The 24,578-nt window shown below is 56.8% G+C and carries 19 protein-coding genes and 3 tRNA genes; 7 read left to right on the top strand and 15 right to left on the bottom strand.

All coding sequences use genetic code 11. From position 1 onward, the window contains the following. Nucleotides 1–101: 101 nt before the first annotated feature. Nucleotides 102–1,787, bottom strand: a complete 1,686-nt coding sequence (gene alsS / locus R84865_RS07065) for an acetolactate synthase AlsS (RefSeq protein WP_435630860.1) — start codon at nucleotides 1,785–1,787, stop codon at nucleotides 102–104. A gap of 76 nt (nucleotides 1,788–1,863) precedes the next feature. Beyond that, nucleotides 1,864–2,649: an acetolactate decarboxylase gene (budA, locus tag R84865_RS07060; protein WP_435630859.1), complete on the bottom strand. Its 786-nt coding sequence runs from the start codon at nucleotides 2,647–2,649 to the stop codon at nucleotides 1,864–1,866. Between the two features lie 173 nt (nucleotides 2,650–2,822). Here budA and R84865_RS07055 point away from each other — a divergent pair, with 173 nt between their 5' ends. Together R84865_RS07055 and R84865_RS07050 are read left to right on the top strand one after the other, a co-directional pair. Then, nucleotides 2,823–3,707: a LysR family transcriptional regulator gene (locus tag R84865_RS07055; protein WP_435630858.1), complete on the top strand. Its 885-nt coding sequence runs from the start codon at nucleotides 2,823–2,825 to the stop codon at nucleotides 3,705–3,707. A gap of 270 nt (nucleotides 3,708–3,977) precedes the next feature. Beyond that, nucleotides 3,978–4,301, top strand: a complete 324-nt coding sequence (locus R84865_RS07050; protein WP_435630857.1) for a hypothetical protein — start codon at nucleotides 3,978–3,980, stop codon at nucleotides 4,299–4,301. A gap of 280 nt (nucleotides 4,302–4,581) precedes the next feature. On the opposite strand, the gene R84865_RS07045 is transcribed toward R84865_RS07050, so the two are convergent. Together R84865_RS07045 and R84865_RS07040 are read right to left on the bottom strand one after the other, a co-directional pair. Next, nucleotides 4,582–6,054: a serralysin family metalloprotease gene (locus R84865_RS07045; RefSeq protein WP_435639229.1), complete on the bottom strand. Its 1,473-nt coding sequence runs from the start codon at nucleotides 6,052–6,054 to the stop codon at nucleotides 4,582–4,584. A 129-nt stretch (nucleotides 6,055–6,183) separates the two neighbouring features. Beyond that, nucleotides 6,184–7,647: a serralysin family metalloprotease gene (locus R84865_RS07040; protein ID WP_435639228.1), complete on the bottom strand. Its 1,464-nt coding sequence runs from the start codon at nucleotides 7,645–7,647 to the stop codon at nucleotides 6,184–6,186. 1,023 nt (nucleotides 7,648–8,670) lie between these two features. Here R84865_RS07040 and R84865_RS07035 point away from each other — a divergent pair. From R84865_RS07035 to R84865_RS07020, 4 genes are read left to right on the top strand one after another with little or no spacing between them, the layout of a single operon-like run. Further along, entirely contained in the window at nucleotides 8,671–9,402 is a 732-nt protein-coding gene (locus tag R84865_RS07035; protein WP_435639227.1) for an ABC transporter permease, read from the top strand. Then, nucleotides 9,399–10,325, top strand: a complete 927-nt coding sequence (locus tag R84865_RS07030) for a glycine betaine ABC transporter substrate-binding protein (protein ID WP_435639226.1) — start codon at nucleotides 9,399–9,401, stop codon at nucleotides 10,323–10,325. The genes R84865_RS07035 and R84865_RS07030 overlap by 4 nt, the downstream gene beginning before the upstream one ends. Nucleotides 10,326–10,332: 7 nt before the next feature. Beyond that, entirely contained in the window at nucleotides 10,333–10,983 is a 651-nt protein-coding gene (locus tag R84865_RS07025; protein WP_435630852.1) for an ABC transporter permease, read from the top strand. Then, complete coding sequence (locus R84865_RS07020; protein WP_435630851.1) at nucleotides 10,983–12,143, top strand: ABC transporter ATP-binding protein; 1,161 nt, start codon at nucleotides 10,983–10,985, stop codon at nucleotides 12,141–12,143. The genes R84865_RS07025 and R84865_RS07020 overlap by 1 nt, the downstream gene beginning before the upstream one ends. Nucleotides 12,144–12,322: 179 nt before the next feature. Here R84865_RS07020 and R84865_RS07015 read toward each other — a convergent pair. The 3 genes from R84865_RS07015 to R84865_RS07005 form a co-directional block, all read right to left on the bottom strand. Continuing rightward, nucleotides 12,323–12,398: transfer RNA gene (locus R84865_RS07015), tRNA-Asn, on the bottom strand. Nucleotides 12,399–12,426: 28 nt separating this feature from the next. Then, a tRNA-Asn gene (locus tag R84865_RS07010) sits at nucleotides 12,427–12,502 on the bottom strand. A 28-nt stretch (nucleotides 12,503–12,530) separates the two neighbouring features. Beyond that, nucleotides 12,531–12,606 (bottom strand) — tRNA-Asn (locus R84865_RS07005). A 304-nt stretch (nucleotides 12,607–12,910) separates the two neighbouring features. Here R84865_RS07005 and R84865_RS07000 point away from each other — a divergent pair. Then, nucleotides 12,911–13,699 (top strand): SIMPL domain-containing protein, encoded by a 789-nt coding sequence (locus R84865_RS07000; RefSeq protein WP_435639225.1) that lies wholly within the window; start codon nucleotides 12,911–12,913, stop codon nucleotides 13,697–13,699. Nucleotides 13,700–13,724: 25 nt separating this feature from the next. Here the strand turns inward: R84865_RS07000 and ydiJ are convergent, their stop codons facing one another. From ydiJ to R84865_RS06960, 8 genes are all read right to left on the bottom strand, one after another. Then, nucleotides 13,725–16,841, bottom strand: a complete 3,117-nt coding sequence (gene ydiJ, locus R84865_RS06995; protein WP_435639224.1) for a D-2-hydroxyglutarate dehydrogenase YdiJ — start codon at nucleotides 16,839–16,841, stop codon at nucleotides 13,725–13,727. A gap of 223 nt (nucleotides 16,842–17,064) precedes the next feature. Then, entirely contained in the window at nucleotides 17,065–17,643 is a 579-nt protein-coding gene (locus R84865_RS06990) for an OmpW/AlkL family protein (protein WP_435630848.1), read from the bottom strand. Nucleotides 17,644–18,253: 610 nt separating this feature from the next. Continuing rightward, nucleotides 18,254–18,718 carry an outer membrane lipoprotein gene (locus R84865_RS06985; protein ID WP_435630847.1) on the bottom strand — a complete coding sequence of 155 codons (465 nt, stop codon included), beginning with the start codon at nucleotides 18,716–18,718 and terminating at the stop codon, nucleotides 18,254–18,256. A 137-nt stretch (nucleotides 18,719–18,855) separates the two neighbouring features. Continuing rightward, nucleotides 18,856–20,028, bottom strand: a complete 1,173-nt coding sequence (locus tag R84865_RS06980) for a JmjC domain-containing protein (protein ID WP_435639223.1) — start codon at nucleotides 20,026–20,028, stop codon at nucleotides 18,856–18,858. Beyond that, complete coding sequence (purB, locus tag R84865_RS06975) at nucleotides 20,025–21,413, bottom strand: adenylosuccinate lyase (RefSeq protein WP_435636666.1); 1,389 nt, start codon at nucleotides 21,411–21,413, stop codon at nucleotides 20,025–20,027. The genes R84865_RS06980 and purB overlap by 4 nt, the downstream gene beginning before the upstream one ends. Nucleotides 21,414–21,606: 193 nt before the next feature. Further along, nucleotides 21,607–22,227, bottom strand: coding sequence for a high frequency lysogenization protein HflD (hflD, locus tag R84865_RS06970; protein ID WP_435639222.1), 621 nt, complete (start codon nucleotides 22,225–22,227; stop codon nucleotides 21,607–21,609). Next, on the bottom strand, nucleotides 22,224–23,387 hold the full coding sequence (gene mnmA, locus R84865_RS06965; protein WP_435639221.1) for a tRNA 2-thiouridine(34) synthase MnmA: 1,164 nt from the start codon (nucleotides 23,385–23,387) through the stop codon (nucleotides 22,224–22,226). The genes hflD and mnmA overlap by 4 nt, the downstream gene beginning before the upstream one ends. Before the next feature lie 293 nt (nucleotides 23,388–23,680). Further along, nucleotides 23,681–24,289 carry a pseudouridine synthase gene (locus R84865_RS06960; protein ID WP_435639220.1) on the bottom strand — a complete coding sequence of 203 codons (609 nt, stop codon included), beginning with the start codon at nucleotides 24,287–24,289 and terminating at the stop codon, nucleotides 23,681–23,683. Nucleotides 24,290–24,578: the final 289 nt, after the last annotated feature.

The raw sequence follows: 24,578 nt of genomic DNA, 5'->3' as shown, positions 1-24,578 counted from the left end.
GCGGGCAACGGCGATGTTGCCGTCGTCAATTCTGGTAACGGGGGAAGTGACCCGCAGCGGTGGCGGGTCACTTCAGCGCTATTGCGCTGAGGCAGTCGAGCTTACTGCTCGATCAGTTCGCTCATCAGGCCTTGTTGGGCCATCAGCTTGCCGTTGTCGGAATAATCCACTGGGATAGCAACGACTGAAGGGCCTTGAGTGGCCATCGCGGCGGCCAAGGTGTCATGCAGTTGATCAGGACGATTGACTGAGAATCCTTTGGCGCCCATCGATTCGGCATAGGCAGCGAAATCAATCGCACCAAATTCTACGCCTGAGCTGCGACCGTATTTATCGTCTTCCTGAATCTGCACCATGTTGTAGTGATTATCGATCCAAATCACGTGCATGATGTTGCAGTTCAGGCGTACGGCGGTTTCAAGCTCCATGCTCGACTGCATGAAGCTGCCGTCGCCAGACACCGAGATGATTTTCTCGTTAGGGCGCACCAGTGCCGAGGCGATCGCCCAAGGGAGTGCCACACCCATGGTTTGCTGACCATTCGAGATCAACAGCTGGCGGGCGCGGAAGCTGGTCAGGTAGCGGGCAATCCAGATATGGAAGCTGCCCATGTCCACGCACATGGTGACGTTATCATCCACCAGGTGCTGCAGCTCATGCACAATGCGCAGCGGGTGCACCGAATGACCGTTATCCAGCGTGGGCGCTATCTTGGCGATGTTAGCGCGCTCTTCTGCCACGCGTTTGAGCAGGTCTGCGGCAGCGCCATCGATGCTACGCGGCGTGAGTTGCTCGCTCAATGTCGTTAGCGTTTCGGCGATATCACCGCGCAGCTCTACATCCGGGTTGTAATAGTTGTCGATTTCCGCCTGAATGGAATCGAGGTGGATCACCTTGTGGTCGGCAGCGTTCCATTTGAAGGGTTCGTGCTCGGCAGGGTTGTAGCCGATCGTCAGTACCACGTCTGCGTTTTTCAGCAGTTCATCGCCTGGCTGGTTGGGCCATAGGCCAACACGTCCGGCGAATAGCTCGAGGCGCGGCATATCGATCGCGCCAGCCGCCTGAAACGTACCTGCGACCGGTAGCGTGGTTTTGTTCAGCAGTTGGTGCAGCGCTTCTACATTGCGCGGCTCGCTCGACTGCATGCCAAGCAGAATAGCGGGCTGTTTGGCGTTGTTGATAAGCTCGGCCGCCTGTTCGATGCCATTGCGGCTAGCAGCGCCCATGCGTGGAATCTTGCCGGACACCAGCACTTCCTCACTCACGCCTTCGCTGTTCATGATGTCTTGTGGCAAGGCCAGAAAACTAGCGCCGGGGCGGTCGCTCACGGCTGCTCGCAGCGCGTTGGTAACGCCTTCCGAAATCGCATTGGGCGAGGTGATCTCAGCGCTGAATTTGGTAACCGGAGTGAACAGGCTAACCGTGTCGAGGGTTTGGTGAACCTGTTTCAGGCGATCCTGTAGCGGCACTACGCCGCCCAGCGCTAGCATCGGGTCTGCTTCAGTGTTCGCGGTCAGCAAACCGGTGGTCAGGTTAGTACAGCCGGGGCCAGAGGTAACCAGCGCCACACCGGCCTTGCCGGTCAGGCGGCCAACAGCGCCTGCCATAAAGGCAGCGTTGGCTTCGTGGCGTGCCACCACGGTTTGAATGGAAGAATCTTCCAGCGCGTCGAACACGCGGTCTACCTTGGCGCCAGGGATACCGAACACCCATTGAACGCCGTGGGCTTCAAGATTGCGCACGACTAAATCCGCGCCGCTATTTCTAAGCTTGTCGTTGGTTGCCATGATCAATACCTGTCGATGAGTAACATGTGCGAATCGCTAGGCGATCGCCCATATAAAGTGAGGGATAGCCTGTCTATCAGGCTTCCGCTTGACGAATGGCTTCATCGATGTCGGCGGGGTTGAGGTCGGCATCAAGAAAGTCGGAAGAGCGCGGCAAATCAATACGCAGCTTGCTAATCACGCTTAATTGCAGGGTGCCGCGTGTCACCTTGTAATCGAGCACGTGGCCGCCGCCGTCGCGCTGATCGGTAATGTAGTGAATGTGGTAGCCCGCCACGTTCACGCCTTGCAAGTAGGAAGGTGTGCGGAAACCAATCATGGTGCCGGTGCTCTCCCTGAAATCGAAGGTGGGCTGCTCGGCGATGGCTTCAAGCATTGGTTTGTACGGGCGCTCCTGACGTGGCACTGTGCGGGTGCTCACCAGTTCGAAGTCGCCATCGATACGAATGGCGCAGAAGTGGTTTTCCGAGGGCACCAGGCGATCAATCAGGGCTTCGATGGCGTCGCTGTCCATCGCTTCATCCAGCGTAATCGTCACGCTCGGGTTGAAATCGGTAACAACGGCGAACGGCGTCTTCTGATCGTCAGTTGTCGCGCTAGCTGAACCATCCGAGCGCAGCTGGTGGGATTCCTTGTCGAACGCGATCAACTCGCCATCGAGATTGTCGAAGGTACCGAGCCCAAAGTCGCCGTGGGTGAACAGGTCACCGAGGGTGGTCTCACCTTCATACACGCCTGCGATCAGGCTGCTCATCAGCGATGTTTGATAAATCTCAACGCCGTCGTCGGCGCCGGGATGGTCATGATGAGCAAGATAGGCGGCGGCGATGCGTTCAGCGCAGTCGCAAGATGCGTTAGCCATAACGATGTCTCCAGAATTGTCAGCCAGCTCTAAAACATCGCGCCTACAGCGAAACCATTGCTGCTTACCACAGGTGCTTCAGAGCATCCTTCCGTCAAGGGATGTGTACATTATGGTAATTCTTGTGTGATTATTCCAATATATTGATGTTGCTATTTTGAGACGTTTTTAATATGGATATTCGTCAGCTCAGGTACTTTCTCGCAGTGGCAGAAACGCTGCACTTCACACGCGCCGCCGAGCACCTTGGGATTGCTCAGCCTCCGCTTAGTCAGCAAATTCGCAAGCTGGAAGGGGAGATTGGTGCACCGCTGTTCCACCGGTTCAGCCGCGGCGTCGAGCTCACCGAAGCAGGGAAGCGGTTGCAAATCGATGCGCAGCACGTAATGAATGCCGCTGAGCAAGCCCTGACCAACGCCCAGCGCGCTGCGCGCGGTATTAGCGGGCGTGTGCGGCTCGGGTTTGCGTCTTCGGCGGTTTTCCATGCCAGCATTGCGACCACCTTGCGCGCCTTTCGCGCACGCTACCCGCAGGTCGAGCTGGCCCCTCACGAGAGCGATTCACCTTCATTGATTGAAGCCGTGCGTGAGAGTCGGCTCGACGCCGCCTTTGTGCGCTTGCCCCCAGAGGACGCGGGTCTTGATTTTACGTTGGTGGCTGAAGAATCGCTGCGGCTGGTATTGCCGGATGGGCACGCCGAGGCGGGTAAGGAAGAGGTCGATCCGGGAGATTTGGGCGAAGATCCGCTGATTACGGCACCTCCCTGGACCAGTCCTGCGCTCTACGAACTTATTCTGGGCGTGTTTCGTCACACTGGGCGCGAGCCGCTGCTGAGCCAACAAGCACCGCAGGTACCTTCGTGCCCTAACCTGGTCGCCAGCGGCTTCGGCATTAGCCTGATTCCCGAGTCGGTCTGTCAGGTGCGTAGTGAGGGGGTGGTGTATCCACGCATCAAGGGCTGCTCACCGCCGATCAGTATTGTACTGGCGACGCGCCATAACGATCAGACGCCAACGATCAGAAATCTTATCGAAGTGGTCAAGCGTGAGTTGTCGTAGGAACTGATTTTTATAAGCATAATCCTTTAATTGTGCGCGTTATTATTGCAAATATTCGTCAACTATATTGCATTCTAGCGATCAAGTGAGGAAGGTCAGGCGGGGCGCGGTATGTCATCGATATTCGCTATTTGGGTAATAAAATTATTTGCATTGATTACTTGCTTTTGAAGTTATCGCTACATATATTTTTTCGTGACGGCAGCGGTGCCGCCAAACGGTCATTTAGACCTACTTTAATAGCAAGTTAATGAATATCAGAGGTGTATTATGAAAGAACTCAATGTTGCTGAAATCGCTCAGGTAAATGGTGCGGCTGGCCCGGATGAGCTCTCGTTCTACACAGATATCGCGGGCGACATTCTGAACGCGGTAGGTACTGGCCTGGATCTCGGTGCTTCTGCCATCGGTGGGCTGGTTGACGGCTATCAGGGCGTTTCTGGCCCGATCCTGCACGGCATCGGCGATGGCGTTAAAGAATTCGGCCATGCGAATATCGCTTCGGGCGTAGGCGACATCCTGGCGGGTGTTTCCAAAGGCGTTGAAGCTGGCGTGTCCGATATCAAACTGGTGGCTGGCAAGTTCTTCGGCTAATCATTTATGTATGCCTGGGCGGTATCACTCCTCCTCGGCAGCACGTGATCGGCTCTGATAGATCAGTAGAAAAATAGTATATGTATATAATAACATGCCCCTTCCGCATTTATGTGGAAGGGGCATGTTATATGTAGTGATTGCCGTTGCGTAACATCTTAAGAATATAATGCTGCGTTGGAATACCTGAGTGTATTAGTAGTGTAATTAAGCCATGCGCGCACTCGACTTTCGTATGATGTCGAACGGGCATCCCGAAGGATGCCACGCTTTCTATTATTTATATGATTAAGTCAATTTCAGTATCAAATGAACCGGCGATAATAATCGACATGTCGGCTGATCCATTACCGGCAAAATCGACGCTCAATCGCTGAGTCGACGCATCGCTTAGGGGGCTGAGCGTTACTTCTGCTCCGTTACCGCTAAACGTATCCACCCTAGCCAGATGATCGATGCCGTAAGCATCACCGATCACCGAGAGATCCAGGCTATCTTCGCCGCTGGTAAAATCGGTAATCAGGTCGGTTTGTTCAAGCGTCGATTCTGCGCTATCCAGATAGATGAAGGTGTCTTTACCGCTGCCGCCAGTAAGCGTATCGCTGCCTAGCCCGCCATAAAGCGTGTCGTTGCCCGCACCTCCTTGCAGATGGTTACCGGCAGCATTGCCAATCAGCGTGTCCTCACCGCTACCGCCGATGGCGTTATGGATGGTAACGCCCTTGGCAATGGAGACGTTGTGCACGCCCTTGCCAACGTCGGAAAAAGTGCCTTCGTTCAGGTTGATGATCTGGTAATCGGAGTAGCCAGAAAAATCAAAGGTGTTAATGCCGCCAGTGTCCCATACCGAGAAAATCAGCTGGTCGTCGCTGGAGTGCGCGCTCATGTAGTCGCGGTCGCTATTGGAATGGAAACCGTAGGTGGTGTCGCCGCTGCGGGTGTCCTGATTGACGCCGTATAGGAGCTGAGCGGCAGCGATGTCATCGATCTGTGGGCCTGCTGCAAATTCACCCACATTATTGCCGCCGGTATAGGATTCGCTCCAGTAGCTCATCACGGTGTACTGACTGGTGTCTTCCATATAGTCCGAGAACTCCCAATGCAGCGATTGGTTACCGTTGTAGTCGCCTGGATGGCTGAGTCCTAGCGCATGGCCGATTTCATGCACGAAGGATTTGCGCCCATAGTTGCCCGCTTCCGGATAGGCGTTCTGATAGGCGCCGAGATTGTCCGGGTCGTCCTGATAGCCAATGTTGAACCAGGTTTGCCCGGATAGGCTGCGGCCGCTGTAGTCAGTCAGGGTGTTGCCCGGCATCACCGTATACGCCTGGCCGGGTCCCTCATAGTTGCCGAAGGTAATGTCGGCGGCCTGATCGGGTGCGACTTCGGTAAAGTCGATATTGGCGACATCTGCCCAGCTTTGCAGCGCGCGTTGCGCCTGTTCGCGCTGCTGAGGGGTAAACGCCGAAAGATGGGTATCCTGCCTTCCCTCGTCCGGTGAGAGGTTATGGGCGTCGTAGGACCAGTCAGGAAAAGCGTAGGTCAACGACACCGAACTGCCGAGCGGTTTATCGTCGAGCTGATTCTGGCCACTGCGAATGAGCTGGTGCGCGGCCTGATCGCTGTCCCACGAGGGAATATCCTTGAAGACTCCGTGATAGGAGTGTTCGCCTCGCAGGTCGCGGGTGAGGGTATCGAGTACGGTGTTCACTTCATTGGTGTAGCGATCTGACGGAGCCTTTTTGCTGGTCATTGTCGTCTCCAAAGATACCAATCCGGAATGTCGCTTAGGTTATGTGTTCTTCCACTCACTGCATTGGCTCCCCGTGAAGGAGAGCCACTTTGATAAGCAAGAGTGTTAACGAAGGGAGTAGGGCGCGCGCTATGCCACTAGATCAGTGGTTAGATCGAACGAGCCGCCAATCACCACTGCGAACTCTGTTGCGTTAGCACCGCTGAAGTCGATGCTGAGCAATTGGCCTTGGTGGCTGTCCGACGGTTCCACTACCACCTCTCCGGCCTGCCCACTGAAATGCTCGACCTGAGTAAGTCCGGCGAGCCCTTTGGCGGCAGTAATAGCAGACAGATCGAGTAGATCTTCGCCACTCACAAAGTCGGTGATGACATCGCTGTCGGTGGCGGTGGACTCAGCGGTGTCCAAATACACGAAGGTATCGCTGCCACTACCGCCCGCCAGTGTATCGCTGCCAAGACCACCATAGAGCACGTCGTTTCCCGCACCGCCTTCAAGATGGTTAGCAACGTCGTTGCCCACCAACACATCGTTTCCGCTACCGCCGATGGCGTTGTGGATGGTAACGCCGTCAGCGATCGAAACATTCTTCTTGAGTCCACCCACATCGGAGAAGGCCAAAGCGTTGAGGTTGATATGCTGGTCGTCGGCATAGCCGGAGAAGTCGAAGGTGTTGATTCCGCCAGCGTCCCACACTGAGAAGATCAGGATGTCGTCACTGCTGTCGGCAGAGTAATAATCGCGCTCGGTGTTGGAGTGGAAGCCGTAGGTAGTGTCACCCGTGCGGGTGGTCATGTTGGCACCGTAGAGCGTTTGGATGGCGACAATGTCGTCCAGCAGTGGGGCGCCAGTGAAATGACCTTTGAAGTCGGCCCCGGTGTGCTCCTCTTCCCAGTAGCTCATGACTGAGTATTGGCGTGTGTCTTCTGCGTAGTCGGAAGCGGCGTAACCCGCGTGGCTTGAGCCGTTGTAGGCACCCGGATGGTTGAGTCCCAGGCCATGGCCGATCTCATGGGTGAGCGTGTGGCGGCCGTAATTACCAAGCTCGGGGTGCAGGTTCTGCCAGTTCTGGTCACCTTCTTCTTTCCACTTGGCGTTAAACCACGATTGACCGGCTTCGTTGCGTCCAGTGCCGTCAGTCAGTCCGCTCGGCGGCGGTTGAGTGAAGGCAACGGTCGAGTCGTATTGGTAGTTGCCGAAGGTGATTTGTGCTGAAAGATCGTCAGGCGCTACTTTGGTGAAGGTGATGTTGGCTAGATCAGCCCACGATTGCAGCGATAGCTCTGCCTGCGCTTGCTGCTGGGCATTGAAGCCGCTGGTGCCTCCTGCTGAAGAGAACCAGCCGATTCTTACCGAGCCATCCTTGGGCCAATCCGGAAACGCATAGGTGACCTCGACGGGCGTATCCGTTACATCAAAACCGTGCCACGATTGCTTGAAACCGATCATGCCGGTCGCTATATGATCGCCTGCCTGATGATTATCGAATGAAGGCAAGCCGTTAACCGTGCCTTCACCGCGCATGTCGCGGGTGAGCAGGTCGATGACTTGCGCAATGTCATCGCGCTGCTTGGTTTGATCGTATGTTGTCATGGTAAACCGCTCTCGATGTGGGTTATTGGGATTATTCTGGCGCTGTTACTGAGATGGGGCCTTACCTACTTTTTCAGCATAGACCCAAGTTTTAAGACGCGCATAAGGCTTTAGTAGAGGGGAGCACTCGTCGCGTATCCCACTTTTCTTGTACCGCAGCGATCAAGAAGGCGGCGTTCATCACCGAATGAGCAGGGCAGCCGTTGGGTTGGCGCTTGGTTAGCGCGACGAGGTAGAGCGTTACGCGGGGCTTAGCTCTTTCCGCTGCGGCAACAGATAGAGTCATTCGATCGGCAAGGGGGAGATAATGGCATGGGTAGACTAAAGTAGTAATTTTGCGCGCTGAGGCGTTTTTATCCCGTGGCTACCTTCTACTCCTTCGGTGTTTGCCTGCCTGCTGCATGTGCCGCTTGCTGGATCGCGATACCGAGTATTTTCACTGGTGCAATCATGCGGTATTTCCGAGGGGGAAGGAGGCGCTAGCGGGGGAGGGACAACTGCAATGGCTGTGCGAGGCGAATAGGCAGCGTCGCGGATATTGGTTGTGTTGTTAAGTGTTTCTATCTTTCTGAAACAAAAGGTAAATATACGTTTATAAGACAGAGAAATAGTGTTTTTTGGTGGGCCAGAAAACGTCGCTCAGATGCCTGTTATCCCTCTTTGATAGCCGATGGAAAAGCGCTGCTGTTGGCGCCAAAGCCTAAGTACACATCACCTCTCTTCAGGTTGGCAAATACCTTCCATGGCTGGCTGAAAAACAGGGTAAAAAACCGCTAGCGCGGTGTGGTCTTTCGTCGTTGAACGTTTCTTCTAATATTGGTGCTGAGCGGCCCGTTGATACGCCGTGGCGCTTTGACTCTGCCATAGAAGTCTGTTTTACATATAAAAGCCTTCCGGTGAACGAAGGTTTTCAAGGGAAAAGGCATCAGTCTTCGCGCAATACGTATAATTTTCCAACAACACTGCTATTGCCAGCTGCCGCCGATTGTCTTCCCGTCATCCGCATCCATTTGGGATTATCCAATGACCCCAACGTTATTGCGACGCGGTGGTGGCGCCTTGTGTGCCGTGATTCTTTGCTGGTTGATTCTGTACTGGATTGGCTGGGCCACCGTCGTTGAGTTTCATACCGATCTGCTCTTCTACACCGGTCAGCATTTGCTGCTGGTGCTGGTCTCCATGGTGGCGGCGTTGGTCGTGGGTATCGCCGTTGGCATAGGGCTGAGCCGACCGCGTATGGCCGGCAGTGCCGAACGTTTCATGCAGGTCTTCAATATCGCCAATACGGTACCGCCGATGGCGGTGCTGGCGATCGCGCTGGCGTTCTTCGGAATTGGCGCGACATCGGCGGTGCTGGCGCTGTGGCTGGCGTCGCTGTTACCGATCGTACGCAACACCTATCAGGGCCTCAGGAATGTAGACCCCGCGCTAAAAGAGGCTGCCAAAGGGCTGGGGATGCGGCCGCTGCAAGCGCTGATAAGGGTGGAATTACCTAACGCTTGGGGCGTGATCATGAATGGCGTTCGCATTGCGCTGGCGATCAATGTTGGCAGTGCGCCGATTTCGTTCCTGATTGGAGCCAATAGCCTGGGCAATCTGATCTTCCCCGGTATCTATCTCAATAATGCCCAACAAATGCTGCTGGGTGCCTTTGCTACCGCGCTGCTGGCGCTTGTGCTGGATGGCCTGGTGGCGCTGATTGCTCATCGCCTGACTGCTTTTCAGGGCCATAGCGCTGCGGAGGGTGCTGCATGAAAACCAATCCTAAAAGCAGAGCTCAGGGCGCACTCCGATTGGTGCTGGCAGCCATACTGCTGGCGGTGTTCTGTGGGCAAACGCAAGCGGCCAGTCAGGGCAGTATTCGTATCGGGGCGAAGTCATTCACCGAGCAGCGCTTGCTGGCCACCATGACGGAGATGTATCTGCAGCATCTGGGGTATGAGGTCGATGTGACCTGGGGATTGGCAACGTCCATCTCTCGTCCAGCGCAGATAAACAACGAGCTTGATCTGCTATGGGAATATACCGGTACGTCGCTTTTAACCTTCAATCATGTGGAGGAGGTGCTTGATTCTGAGCAGTCGTACAAGAGAGTGAGTGAGCTGGATCGCAAAAAGGGGCTGATATGGCTCGATCCCAGCGAATTCAACAATACTTACGCCATTGCCATGCCAGAGGCCATCGCCCAGAAAAATGGTGACCTGCGTACCTTGAGCGAGTTTGCCAAGTGGACGCGCGATCACCCTGAGCAGTACATGCTGTTTGCGATGGACTACGACTTTGCTGGGCGTCCCGATGGCCTGCCCGGACTCGACAAGAAATATCACTTCGGCTTCAGCCGTGGCGAAAAACGCTCGATGGACCCGGGGCTTGTGTACCTGGCACTGCGCAACCAGCAGGCATTTGGCGGCGTGGTATACACCACTGATGGACGCATCAACGCCTTCCATCTGCGCGTGTTGGAGGACGATCGCAAGTTCTTCCCCGCCTATAACGCCGCTCCGGTGGTGCGCGCCGATTATCTAAAAAAACATCCGCAGCTACGCGCACAGATGAAAAAGCTGTCAGCGCTATTGGATGGCCCGACCATGCGCTCGCTCAATACGCGCGTCGATGTCGATCAGGAGTCGGCGAATACGGTGGCACGGGACTTTCTCTCTCAACATGGATTGATCTAAGGCGCCCATGGATTTTACGACCACGCTTAACAACCTTGATTGGATGCAGGTGCTATTGCTGACCGGCCAGCACATCTATCTGGTCGCTATTGCCGTTGGCCTGGCCATCGTTATCGGTGTGCCGCTAGGCGTGCTGATGCTGCGAGTGAGCTGGCTGGCGACGCCGCTGCTTACCGCAGCAACCGTCCTGATAACGCTGCCCGCGGTGGCGCTGTTTGGCATCATGATGCCGCTCTATTCCGCCTTTGGTATGGGGCTGGGTGCGGCACCGGCTATTACGGCGGTATTTCTCTACTCGCTGCTGCCCATTATGCGTAACACCTACGTTGCGCTGGCCGGTATCGATCCTGGTATTCGTGAAGCCGGTCGTGGCATTGGCATGACCTTCTGGCAGCGCTTGCTTCGTGTCGATATGCCGCTGGCTGTTCCCGTCATTCTTGCGGGCGTGCGCACCGCAGTAGTGATGAATATTGGCGTTATGACTATCGCCGCAGTGATTGGGGCAGGTGGTTTGGGACTGCTGATTCTGAATGCCATTGGGCAGAGCAACATCCCGCTGCTGGTGGTGGGTGCGGTGATTGTTAGCTTATTGGCCGTCATTACTGACGTCGTGTTGAACCTGATTCAACGTCTTCTGACCTCCAAAGGAATTGCGTAATGATTGAACTTGATGCACTGAGCAAAGTGTTTCCAACGTCCAAGGGAGGCGACGGGGTGGCGGCAGTGGATAACGTTAGCCTTACGGTCAAAAAGGGCGAGCTTTGCGTATTCCTCGGTCCTTCCGGGTGTGGCAAGACCACTACGCTCAAGATGATTAATCGGCTGATTGAGCCAAGCGCGGGGCGTGTGTTGATCGACGGCAACGATACTGCGGCGATGGATAAGGTAGAACTGCGTCGCTCGCTGGGCTACGTCATTCAGCAGATCGGTCTGTTTCCCAACATGACGATCGAGCAGAACATTACCGTTGTCCCGCGCATGCTGGGCTGGTCAGCCAAAAGTATGCATGAACGTGCGCGTGAGCTAATGGCGATGGTGGCGCTTGAGCCCAACCAGTATCTATCGCGCTATCCACGCGAGCTGTCAGGCGGCCAGCAGCAGCGCATTGGGGTTATTCGTGCGCTGGCGGCCGATCCTCCGCTATTGCTGATGGACGAACCCTTCGGCGCGGTCGATCCGGTTAACCGTAGCGTGATCCAGGACGAGTTCCTGCAAATGCAGCGCACCTTGGGTAAAACGGTCATCATGGTAAGCCACGATATCGATGAAGCGATCAAACTAGGGGACAAGGTAGCGCTGTTCCGCTCGGGGCAGCTGAAGCAGTTTGCCCACCCCGATAGGCTGCTGGCGGATCCCAGCGATGAGTTTGTCCGCGCGTTCGTGGGGGCCGACCATACCTTGAAACGCCTGCTTCTGATCTCGGCCGGTGATGCCGCCGACGATTCTCCTTCCAGTCCGTTGGGCACTCGGGTGGGGGATGCACGTGCGCGAATGGACGAAGAAGACCGCCGCTATCTGGTGATATCGGATGCCAGCGGCAAGGGGGCCGGCTTTGTGCGCCGCCACGATTTGCGCCACGTAGACGATGCCAGCACTATCGATCGCTATTTGCGTGAGTTCTCTACCAGCGCCGAAGGCGGCGAAAATCTGCGCGTGGTGTTGTCTCGCATGTATGAATACAACACCTCATGGCTACCGGTAATCGACGATAGCGGCTCATTCATGGGGGAAGTGACCCAGGAATCGATAGCTGCGTATCTGAGCACTCGCCATGGGGCCGACGAAAGCTCAATAAAAGCGCCTGGCGTGGAAATATAAAAGGCCAGTTAGAGGCAAGCCCGGGGTATTTGCGGAAAGGTAAGGCAGATGATGCAGGTATCGCGGGAGATTTTCGGGGCGCTAAGCATGCTCAAGAACGCTAGGCCGAACGAATAGAATTAGTGCAGGGGGGCTGTGCTAATCGTCAATTGAGCGGTGAAGAAAGGATGTGGTTGTGATGGCTCCCCGAACAGGACTCGAACCTGTGACCCAATGATTAACAGTCATTTGCTCTACCAACTGAGCTATCGGGGAATATCGATGTGTAATGCTGCGGCGCTGCTGGCTCCCCGAACAGGACTCGAACCTGTGACCCAATGATTAACAGTCATTTGCTCTACCAACTGAGCTATCGGGGAATATCATATGTGATGCAGCGGTGCTGATTGGCTCCCCGAACAGGACTCGAACCTGTGACCCAATGATTAACAGTCATTTGCTCTACCAACTGAGCTATCGGGGAACAGCCTTAAGCACGCGGCGTAGTATACTTGGCCTGTCTTCAGCGTCAAGCGTCAGCGTTAAATTAGCGACGTAACGCACTGTTTCGACGGCCATTGAGCGAAGGGGGCGACGAAGACTCACAGGCGCTTTCGGGCAATACCTGAGCTCGTTATCACGCTCATTCGCGCGCATTATTTCGGCTAATCGCACGCAAATTTGCTTCTCTTGGCCACGCTAGCATGCTTAGCTGGGCGAGTAGTCGCAAACAGGTTCGAATCTCGAGTCTGTTTGCGCTGGTTTATATGCATTACAAGGAAGACATCATGTCGTTATGGATTCAGCGATGCGGTATTGCGGTGGCAGTTTCCACCGCGCTTGCCACAGCAGGGTGTTCCGCTCCGCCACCACCACCGGGTGATCACGGCGATCAGCCGCGGCAGGTCGATGTTCAAGCGCAAGGCTCGATTGAGGTCGCGCCTGACATTGCGACCATTCACGCCAGTCTGCTGGAGCGCACGCCTGCGCAGCCGGCCGATCAGCAGTCGTCGACCGATGCCAAGGCGTTGGGGCAAGCGCGCGACGGCCTGGAGCGTCGGGTGGGAGAGGCCATCCGGGCAATCGAAGGAGCGGGTGTCGACACCAAGGATGTTTCTGCAGGATCGCTGAATGTTGCGCCGGAAACCTTCTATCAGCGGGCAAACAGCGATGATCGCCAGCAAATGAGCAGAACGCGGGTTGAGCGTCCGCTCACCGTGACTGTGCGCGATCTTGAAAAAGTACCGGCGGTGCTCAATGCGCTCACGGAGGCGGGCGTCGATAATTTGTCCGGTGTGGATTACGCGCTGGCCGACCCCGACAAGGCAAACGATGAGGCGCTGCACAAGGCCCTCGAGCGCGCTCGCGCCAAGGCCGAGCTGATGGCGAAGTCACTGGGTGCTGAGCTGGGTCCGGTGCAGAGTATCGAAGAGAACACCAGCGGCGGTGGGCCACGGCCGCCGATGATGATGGCACGCATGGCAAGTGCCAAGAGTGAGTCGGCATCGGCGCCTGAATACCGCAAAGGACAGCTGAATCGCGAGTCCTCTGTGCATGTGGTGTGGCAACTCCGCTAATCAGCGCTGTTAGCGCTGATTAGCGTCACTGTACATCCGCTGTGAGGGTAGGCAAGCCAGTAATTTTGACGGCTTGCAGCAGCCCTTGCAGCGGATGTTTTAGTTGCACATCGGAAAAACGCTTGGTTTGACTGCGGCACGAATAACCGGTTGCGAGCAGCATCTCATCGTGTTGCGCGTGCTCCACTTTAGGCTGCCAGGAGAGCGCGTAGATGGTGCGGGAGGTTTCTCTGTTGCGCGTTTCATGACCGTAGGTGCCTGACATGCCGCAGCAACCAGTGCTTTCAATCTCCAGCGGTAACCCAAACGCAGCAAACAGTTTCTGCCATGCTGCCTGCGACCCCGCGGCGGTGGTTTTCTCGGTGCAGTGTGCCAACAAGCGGTAGCGGGGCAGTTCTGCCGCTGCATCAGCGGGCTGCGTGAACTGTCGCGCGCAATAATCGCTTAGCCACTCTTGTAGCAAGGCCACCTGCGGGGCGTTATTCGCGCCCAGCACCTTGGCGTACTCCTGGCGATAGGTGAGCGTCATGGCTGGATCGATACCCACCAGCGTAACGCCGCTGGCAGCCAGCGCGTTCAGGCGCGCGCTTTGGCGCTTGGCAGTGCGCTTGAAAGCAGCGCTGAAGCCGTGCACCTGCTGCGGTTTACCGTTGGCTCCATAGGGAGCAACAAACACGGTTACCCCCAAGTGTTGCAGCAGCTCAACGATGTCGCGCACCACCGCGGTATCGAAAAAGGTGGTGAAGGTATCCTGCACAATCACCACGCTGCTAGCCCGTTGCTCTTCGCTCAATGCCTTCAGGCGTTCGGGGGTGGCGTATGCAATGCCCCAACTGCGCAGTTGCTTGACCAAAGGCGCACGCGTCAGGCGAGGCATATCCACTAGCCCGATATAGCGCTGGCTGAGACGGGCAACCGGACGCCACTGGGTAATGCGGTTATACGCTAGCGCCAGCGATGCCATTAGCGGTATCGCACGCTCCAGCGATGCCACCAGATGGTCGCGTGGCGAACGCAAATAGCGGCTGTGGTAAAGCGCAAGAAACTCACTGCGGAAGTCGGGCACATTGACCTTGACCGGGCACTGGCCCGCGCACGATTTACACGCCAGACAGCCCGTCATGGCGTCATATACCTGATGCGAGAAGTCATCCCCTCCACGGCGCGCTTGCCAGGTCGCTAGCGCACGCTTGGGCATGCTCAACAGTGGCTGCCAGCGGCTGAGCTGTGCAGCGGTGGTGTCGCTGCCCGCCTGCTGTTCGCGTAGCAGCCACTCCTTGAACAAGGTGGCGCGGCCTTTCGGCGAATGAATGCGGTCTCGCGTTCCCTTCCACGATGGGCACATGGCATCGTTGGGATCGTAGTTATAGCAAGCACCATTGCCGTTGCAGTGCATTGCGGCGCCGTAGTGCTGCCATACCGTGTTATCCAACTGACGGTCGCGTGCGCCGCGCGTCGGCACTTCGTCCACCTTGAGCAGTTGCCAGGACCTATCCCGTGACGCTGAATCGCTATCGATTGGCGGGGTGGCAATCTTGCCGGGGTTGAGCTGATTGTGAGGGTCGCAGGCGCCTTTTATGCGCTGCAGCAGGGGGTACAGCGGGCCGAAGAAGGTCGGCGAGTATTCGGAGCGCACGCCTTTGCCATGTTCCCCCCACAGCAGGCCTCCGTAGCGCTGTGTCAGCTCTGCGACCGCGTCGCTAATGGTGCGAATGAGCGCTGCCTGAGCGGGATCCTTCATATCGATGGCCGGGCGTACATGCAGTACCCCAGCATCCACGTGACCAAACATGCCGTAGGCAAGACCGTGGTGATCCAGCAATGCGCGAAATTCAGCAATGTAGTCGGCCAGCTGCTCTGGCGGTACGGCGGTATCTTCGACAAAGGGGATTGGACGCTGCTCGCCTTCGACATTGCCAAGCAGGCCAACCGAACGTTTGCGCATGGCATAAACGGCGGTCATTTTGGAACGCCCCCACGCAGTGGTATGACCTAACCGTTCGACGGCGGCATCGTTATCAAGGTGCTGAGTGAAGTCGGCGATCTTCTGTTGTAGGGCTGCGTCGCTTTCAGCGTTGAATTCGGCCAGATTGATACCGGCGGTGGGAGTACTTCCTGTGGGGAAGTACTCCGCCACCTGATCCCATACCATGTCGTTCATCGCTAGCCCCAGCACCTTGCTATCGACCGTTTCGATGGAGGTGGGGCGGGTAGCGCCGTGCATCAGCGCTGTTGCGTCGCGCAGGGCGTCCATGAAGCCTGCGTAGCGTATATTGACCAGCGCAGAATACTTGGGAAGCGGCAGCACGTTGAGCGTGGCCTCAACAATTAGCCCTAGCGATCCTTCGCTGCCACACAACAAACTGCGCAGGTCGAGGCGCTGCTGATCGTCGCGCAAATGCGCGAGATCGTAGCCGGTCAGGCAGCGATTGAGCGGTGGAAAGCGCTCGGCAATTGCGTCGCCGTGCTTATCAATTACCTCGCGGGCGGTCGCCACTAATTGTCCGACGTGCCCACCCGCCGTAATGAGTCGATCGACCTCGTCATCCTCAAGGTGACCCGCGCAAAGCGTTTCACCGCCGATCAGCAGCGCATCAACGCTAATCACGTGGTCGCGCGTCTTGCCATATTCGCAGCTGCCCTGGCCGCTGGCGTCGGTATTGATCATGCCGCCGATAGTGGCGCGGTTGGAGGTCGATAGCTCGGGCGCGAAAAACAGCCCATAGGGTTTGAGCGCCGCGTTTAGCTGATCCTTCACCACACCGGGCTGTACGCGCACTCGTCGCTGCTCAACGTCGATATCGATAATGGCGTTCATATGACGGCTGAGATCGACCACCACGCCATCGGTTAGCGACTGACCGTTGGTGCCGGTACCGCCACCGCGTGGGCCGAGCACAATCCGGGTAAAGGCGGCCTCGCCAGCAATTCGCGCAAGCAAAGCAACATCTTCACGATGACGCGGAAAGACCGCTAGCTTTGGTACGCGCTGGTAAATGGAGTTATCGGTAGACAGTACCGTGAGACTTGCGTCGCTGTGTTCGATTTCTCCGCTGAAGCCTTGCTGATGTAGTCGGTCGGCAAACTGGCGGTACAGCGAAGCCAAGGCCGTGTCTGGCGGGGGAGTTGTGGCGGCGGTCATGCAAATTTCGTCCAGTATCGGGGGCGCAGCAGCAAGAGCAGTGGGCCCGTCGAACGAAAATGGCGTCGAAGGCTGCTCTAGGCGGCGTTTATCAGGCTAGCGTGGTAATAACGTTATTCTGACGTGCTGATCGTGATAGCTCAACATGGTGCGAGGTTTTTCGAGGCACAAAAAAACGCCCCGCAATGCGGGGCGTTCTTTTCAAGAGCGAGTGATTCAGCTCTTAGAAGCGGAAGGTCAGACCAGCACCAACGCGAAGCGGATCGTATTTGCTGCTGAATCCGTCATCACCTTTAACTTTCAGGTGAGTGTACTGAACGTTGACGTTGGCAGCCAACCAGCTGGTCAGGTAGTAATCAAGACCAAGCTGTGCAGTCGGATCCCAGCTGTCAGATTCGAGTTCGCCGCCAGAGTTGCTCAGGCCACGATCGGAGAATTTGGTGTAAGACGCACCAACACCGACGTAAGGCTGGATCTGAGACGCGTCACCACCCAGTGGGTAGTATTGAGCCAGCAGGCTGTACTGCTGATACTTGGCGTTAGCGTCTTTACCGTTGGAGCTGCTTTCGTAGTCGAGCTTTTTGGTCGGGGCGTTGAATTCAACACCGACTTTGTCGGTGAATTTCCAGCCCAGCGCGCCAGCGAAGCCGCGGTTGGTGTCGCCGCTGCTCAGTGCTTCGGTACGGATAGCGTCTGCACGAACATAGAAGTCGCCCAGGGTGCCGTAGGCCATTGCCTGAGAAGCGCCCAGAACAGTGCCGCTAGCGATAAGCGCTGCAGTAAGAACTTTTACGGTTTTCATAGTGATTGCGTCCTTTTAATCCCTTGAACGATGCTTTCATTAGCGTTTTGTGTAGAGTGCCAGCTTCCTAGCGTTGCTACCTCACCACTAATGATAGATCAATTCGGTTGATATGCCATCAACTGCGATCAGTGTAGCCTAACTAGATCTACCCTGACCACGTTTGAAATTGGGCAGCTGCCACCCAGTAACGGGATGAGAAATGAGTGCGCCAGCGGCGAACTATTTCCGGGTAAATCTACAGGGCTCAACCTCGTTGCTTAATAGTCGAGGTCGAACGTAGCGCCTACTATAGAAAACACTGTTCGATTTGTCATGCGTAAAATTTGTAAAAGTTCCTCTCTTTTAGATTGAGAATAACTATTACATAGATGGTTGCTGGCCTGCGGGCCTATTCGCGAGGGAAAACTCGACCGTATCTAGTGCCTGCAGCGGTGCTGACGGCCGTAAAAAACGTCGAATAGGGGCAAGCGACGGTGGCCGGGCGGGGCATTTTGAGGCGGACAATCCCTAATGCATGAGCACAAAAAAGCGCTGCCTAAAAGACAGCGCCCTTTTGCAACCAGTGGGGCCGGGCAACGTTTACCCCGACATCCACGGTGGTAGTGACTTAGTAGTGCACTACGCGCAGTTTCGAGCCAGAGCCAACCAGACGTACACGCTGCCCTTTAGAGAAGCTGTTGTCTGCGGCCTGAACGATAACCACGTTTTTACCGTCGTCACGCTCGACCTGAACTTCCATGGCGTTGGTTTTCTTGGCACCGTGCTCAACGCTGTTACCCGCCAAGGCACCGCCAACTGCGCCTGCTGCGGTCAGGATTTTCTTGCCAGAGCCGCCGCCCAGTGCGTTACCGAGGAAGCCACCCAGCACGCCGCCGCTCAGGCCGCCGAAGCCAGAAGTGTCGTCCTGGATCTGCACGGCACGAATACCGGTGATGGTGCCGTAGCTAACGCTCTGGCCGCTCATGGCTTCGTTGCCGCTGTAGGTATTGCCGTTGTAGGCATCGTTGGCACAGCCCGCGAGGGAAAGTGCGCTCATGGCAGCAACGCCGAAGATTTTTACTGCTGTTTTCATTCTAGTCTCCCTTAGCCAGCGCCTTTTTAACTTAGGGCTGTCGCGATATAAAACGGTGTTTTCTTGGTTTATTCTAGCGATGACGAAGGCGCAATGCCAATTGAGCGATACTCACGGCTTCGTCGAATCGCCTCTAGTTACGCCTCACTCTGCTCTTCCAACACCAGACTACCGCGGTTGGTTAGCTCCAGCAGCAGTTCGGCAGCAGCGGGCTCATCAAGCAGCTCGGCGGGCAGCGGCTGGTCGACTTGCGCTAGCTGCTGCGCTAGCGACAGCGAACAGGGTATCCCGTCGCCATCGACAAATAGCGTAGCGCTGTCGGCCTCATTGCCTAGCGCCGGACGGTAAGCAAAGCGCGAGCCTTGACTGCGCACCAGTTGCTCTCCTGCTGCTAGCGCGCCTCTTAGAGTGGCAAGATCGATGGAAGGTTCCAAGGCGATCAATTGATCGGGGTATTTGGTTTGGGTCATGTAGCGCCCAAACCATTCGCCCAGTTGCTGTTTGTCATCGAGTGATTCAAGAATCAGCGCGCGCACCCGCTCAATGGCGCCTTCATCAAGCAGCGCCGGGTCTTGCACGCTCAGATCGGGATCAGCATAGCGTAGGGCATCGCTTAATTGCTCGCCCCGATAGTCGGCCCACGAGGTGACGGCTTCGTCGGCAGAAGGAGCGCGAAAGCCAATCGACCAGGTCATGCAGTCGGTGGATTCGCTGATGCCGTGATGGGCATAGCGGGGCGGTAGGTACAGCATATCGCCCGGCTCAAGCACCCACTCTTCGTCATTGCTGACGGTGAATTCTTTCAGGATGCGCAAACTGATGCCATCGACGATGGCGGCGTCTTCACCCTTGAAACCGCCCAACTGCCAGCGGCGCTGCCCTGCACCCTGGAGCAGGAAGACGTCGTAGTTATCGACGTGAGGACCGACGTTACCTCCCGGCGGCGCATAGCTGATCATGATGTCGTCCAGACGCCAGCGCGGAATGAAGGAAAATTGCTCCAAAAGCTCGGCGACTTCCGGTACATAGTGATCCACTGCCTGCACCAGCAGCGTCCAGTCGCGTTCGGGAAGACGTGCGAACACCTCTTCGTCGAGCGGGCCGTGGGTCACCTGCCACGGCTTACCGTCTGCACCAACGCTTTCGATCAGCCGCGACTCAACGTCCTCTTCGCACGCCAGCCCAGCCAGTTCTTCTGCGCTGAGAGGGGATTTGAAGCCAGCAATGGCCTGACGAATCAGTAGCGGCTTTTTCTGCCAATATTCCGCCAGAAAGCGCTGCGGCGTGAGTTCTCCAAGAACGCCTGTCATTTTACTGCTCCACGGCTATCGAGCGCGTTGGCCTGTGCGACTGCATTACCGGTATAGGTAGCCGGCGTGAGCGCTTTCAGCTCCTGCTTGACTTCGTTCGGTAGCTCCAGCGTATCGATGAAGGCAGCGAAGCCTTGCTGGTCAATAGTCTTGCCGCGAGTAAGCGCCTTGAGCTTTTCGTAGGGCTTTTCGATGCCGTAGCGGCGCATAACGGTCTGAATCGGTTCGGCCAGCACTTCCCAGCTGTGATCAAGATCCTGCGCTAAACGCTCTGGGTTAGCTTCAAGCTTGCTAATCCCCTTGAGGGTTGAGGCGTAGCCAATCAGCGCATGTGCCAGGCCGGTGCCCAGCGAGCGCAGCACGGTAGAGTCGGTCAGGTCGCGCTGCCAGCGTGAAATCGGCAGTTTCTGGGACAGGTGGGCAAGCAGGGCATTGCTGACGCCAAAGTTGCCTTCGCCATTTTCGAAGTCGATCGGATTGACCTTGTGCGGCATGGTCGAGGAGCCAATTTCGCCTTCGACGGTGCGCTGCTTGAAATAGCCGAGTGAGATATAGCCCCAGATATCGCGGTTGAAGTCGATCAGGATCGTGTTGAAGCGCACCACTGCGTCGAACAGCTCAGCGATGTAGTCGTGCGGCTCGATTTGAGTGGTATAGGGGTTGAACGAGAGCCCCAGCGACTCGATGAACTGCTGGGCGTTGGCGTCCCAATCGATATCGGGATAGGCCGATAGGTGCGCATTGTAGTTACCCACTGCGCCGTTGATTTTGCCCAGCAGCTCGACGCTTTCGATCTGCTTCAGCTGACGCTTCAGTCGATAAGCGACGTTAGCCATCTCCTTGCCCAGCGTGGTGGGGCTGGCCGTCTGGCCGTGGGTGCGCGATAGCATCGGCTGTTCAGCGTGCGCCGCCGCCAGCCCTGCAACGGCAGTAACTACCTCGCGCATGGCGGGCAACACTGCATTATCGAGACCGCCGCGCAGCATCAGCGCGTGCGACAGGTTATTGATATCTTCGCTGGTGCAGGCGAAATGCACGAACTCGCTTTTAGCGGCCAGTTCGGGCAGCGCTTCGATCTGTTCCTTGATGAAGTACTCGATAGCCTTTACGTCGTGATTGGTGGTGCGCTCGATTTCCTTGATGCGCGCCGCCTGTTCCGGGGTGAAGTCGGCGATCATGCGCTTGATGAAATCACGCGCTTCAGCGGACAACGGATTAAGCTCTTCGATGCCCGGGTGATCGGCCAGACGCTCAAGCCAGCTCAGCTCTACCTTCAGGCGTGCATGCATCAGCCCAAATTCGCTGAACCAGGGACGCAGGGTGTCAGCCTTGCTGGCATAGCGCCCATCGATAGGAGAGATAGCGGTAAGCGTCGAGAGTTCCATGAAGAGTCCGTTGTAAGCGTTCGTTATTGAAAGTCGAAAGATGAAGGCGTTATAAAGCAAATCGCGTAGATCGGCGGTAAACCGCCGGGTTATCCCTGAGTGTCTGCGCTGGTGGAAGAGGGCTATATGGCCCGCTATCCGCCGCGCACCGCAGGGCTGCATGTTGTCTGACTACCAACTGGTCGGGCGTCGCTTATTCCATCGAGCTGCGTAACTCGTCCAGCGTTTGTTTGATGCGTTTACGGGTTAACAGTATCTGCCAGCGATGCCCGCCTTGTTGCCGCCACAGCAGCGAGAAGCGTACGCCGCTCAATAGCACGGCTCTGACGCGCTCAGCCATGTGCGGTGTTTTGAGAAGTTCTGGATCGCCCTTGACCACAATGCGATAGCGCAGTGTCGATAGGGTGTCGGAATATAGCTCACCCAGCGCCAGCACCACGTTATCGTGGGTGGGACCGAGGTGGTGGGCCTGCTGCTGAATACGCTCAAGGCGTTCGCCGAGCTGGCTCATTAGCGCCGGATCCTTGCGCGCGCGGGTGGCCAGCAGCTGAATCGACAGCATGTAGCGCATTACCTGCGACCCTGCCGGCGGATGATCGAGCAGTTTGCGCGCAGCGTTCATTCCCACGCCAAGGTTGGCCAGGTCATCGCCATAGATATCTGCAAACTGGTCAGGGCGCGGGTCCACTGTCGCCTTGATCAACGTTTCCCACGCGCGAGTATCGTAGCGGCCGGTACGCGCCAATTCGTCGACCACTACCGCCGCTTGAAATACGCCCGCCAGTGCAAGAGCCTGCCGCTGATCGCGGTTCATCCGGCGTATTCCTCGCTAATCTGACGCTGGCACTGATCGCTGGCAGCCATGGTGCGAATGATTCCGCCCCCCAAGCATTCGTCGCCGCGATACAGCACCAGCGACTGTCCGGGCGTTACCGCGCGCTGGGGTTGGTCGAAGGTGACCGTCACGCTGCCATTAGCGCTGGCATGCACCACGCAGCGCTGATCGTGCTGGCGATAGCGCACCTTGGCGGTCAGCGTCAGGCCCTCATCAAGGCCCTGCGGCGGCTCTCCAGCAATCCATTCGATGGCTTCGCTGTGCAGCGAATCCGAGTAGAGCAGCGGATGGTGTTTGCCCTGCACCGCAATCAGTACGTTGCGCTCAAGATCCTTGGCAGCCACGTACCAGGGCTGTTCGGGGTGGTGCGGTAAACCACCGATGCCCAGCCCCTGACGCTGGCCCAGGGTGTAGTACATCAGCCCCACGTGTTCGCCGATGCGTTCACCTTCCGGTGTTTCAATGGCACCTGGGCGGGCGGGCAAATATTGCTTCAGGAAGTCGCCGAAGCGACGCTCGCCAATAAAGCAGATGCCGGTCGAATCCTTTTTCCGCGCCGTGGCAAGGTCGAGTCGTTCGGCAATGGCACGAACGTCGCTTTTTTCCATCTCGCCCAGCGGAAACAGGCTTTTCGCCAGCGCCTGGTGGGGCACGGCGTGCAGGAAATAGCTTTGGTCCTTGTTGGCATCCAGCCCCTTGTAGAGCCGCCCCTGACGGTCGCCGCGCACGTAGTGCCCGGTAGCAATCAGATCGGCGCCGAGCATTTCTGCGTAATCGAGAAAGACCTTGAACTTGATTTCCCGGTTACACAGGATGTCCGGATTGGGCGTGCGGCCAGCGCGGTATTCCTCAAGGAAATGCTCGAACACATTGTCCCAGTATTCGGCCGCGAAATTGGCGGTATGCAGCTTGATACCTAGACGGTCGCTGACCGCCTGGGCATCGGCCAAATCGGTTTTGGCGGTGCAGTACTCGGTGCCATCGTCCTCGTCCCAATTCTTCATGAACAAGCCCTCGACAGCATAGCCTTGCTCAAGCAGCAGCGCGGCAGTTACCGAGGAATCGACGCCACCCGACATGCCGACGATCACGCGTGTCGGCGCGCTAGCATTGGAGGTGGAGAAGTTGGCGTTACTCATGGATAGTACTCATTGGGATGGAACATGGCTGGCGCGATACGACGGATATCGCCCGTTGAATTCAAGCCGCACCGTATAAAAGTACGTCATTGTACCTGATAGCGCAGACACGCTTAATAGCTGAATCGCGGAAAGCGACAACGAAAGCTGTCACCGAAACGGCGGATATCCGCGCACGGCATCGTCAAAGTACTAAGCAGCGCTTTACCATGGCGGTTACGCTGGCGCTGGTGCGCGGCTTACCGAACGAACAGACAGGCTGCGCTAGCGGGCACGCCGCGGCGGCCGATTGCCTAGCGCCGATGATTACGCCGCGCCTGACCGCGCCCCGCTGAGCGGGTTGGCATATTGACCCTGGTGGTGCGCCACTCGCCGGGCGCTAGGCTATCCAGCGTCCATGGGCCGATAGAGGTTCTCACCAGGCGCAGCGTGGGATGCCCAATATGAGCCGTCATGCGCCGCACCTGGCGATTGCGCCCTTCAATGATGGTGATCTCTAGCCACTGAGTGGGAATTTCAGCACGAAAGCGGACCGGCGGGTCGCGCTCCGCAATGGCGGGCGGTGTAATCATCCTCACCTTGGCGGGGCGGGTCGGACCGTCTTTCAGCGTAACCCCGCGACCTAGCTGCTCCAATGCGCTTGGCTCCGGTATGCCTTCCACCTGCACCCAATAGGTCTTGGGCTGCTTGTGATCGGGGGCAGTAATGCGGTGGGCCAGTGCTCCGTCAGCCGTTAGCAGCAGTAACCCCTCGCTATCGTAATCAAGCCGTCCGGCAGGATAGATGTCAGGGATATCGATAACCTCGGCCAGCGTACGCCTTTTACCGTTCGTGGGCGGTGAGTTATCGGTGAACTGCGACAGCATCAGGTAGGGTTTGTGCAGCAGGTAAATCAAACTCATGGCAAACAAGGCTGTCATTAAAAGAGGAGTGAGAGGGCGGCGTAGCGGCTATCGACGGTGAGGCCAATGGTGAAATCAATGTGCATCCCACCAGGCCGCCATCGTGCAGCGACACGTTCGTCACTATCAATACTACTACAGTAGCCGCGCCGGCGATGTACCGATGTCGCTGATAGGCTACTGGGAGCGCGCCCTGTACGCAGGCCACACCGGTTCGCTAGGCTAATGGGGGATAGCGGCGTTCACCGCTGGCGTGTTACTCCATTGGTATGAAGACCTTCGCCGCATG

It is taken from the genome of Carnimonas bestiolae (assembly GCF_051251145.1).
Lineage (GTDB): Bacteria > Pseudomonadota > Gammaproteobacteria > Pseudomonadales > Halomonadaceae > Carnimonas > Carnimonas bestiolae.
The sequence above is the reverse complement of the archived record's forward strand: the minus strand, read 5'-3'. Positions and strand labels throughout refer to the sequence as shown.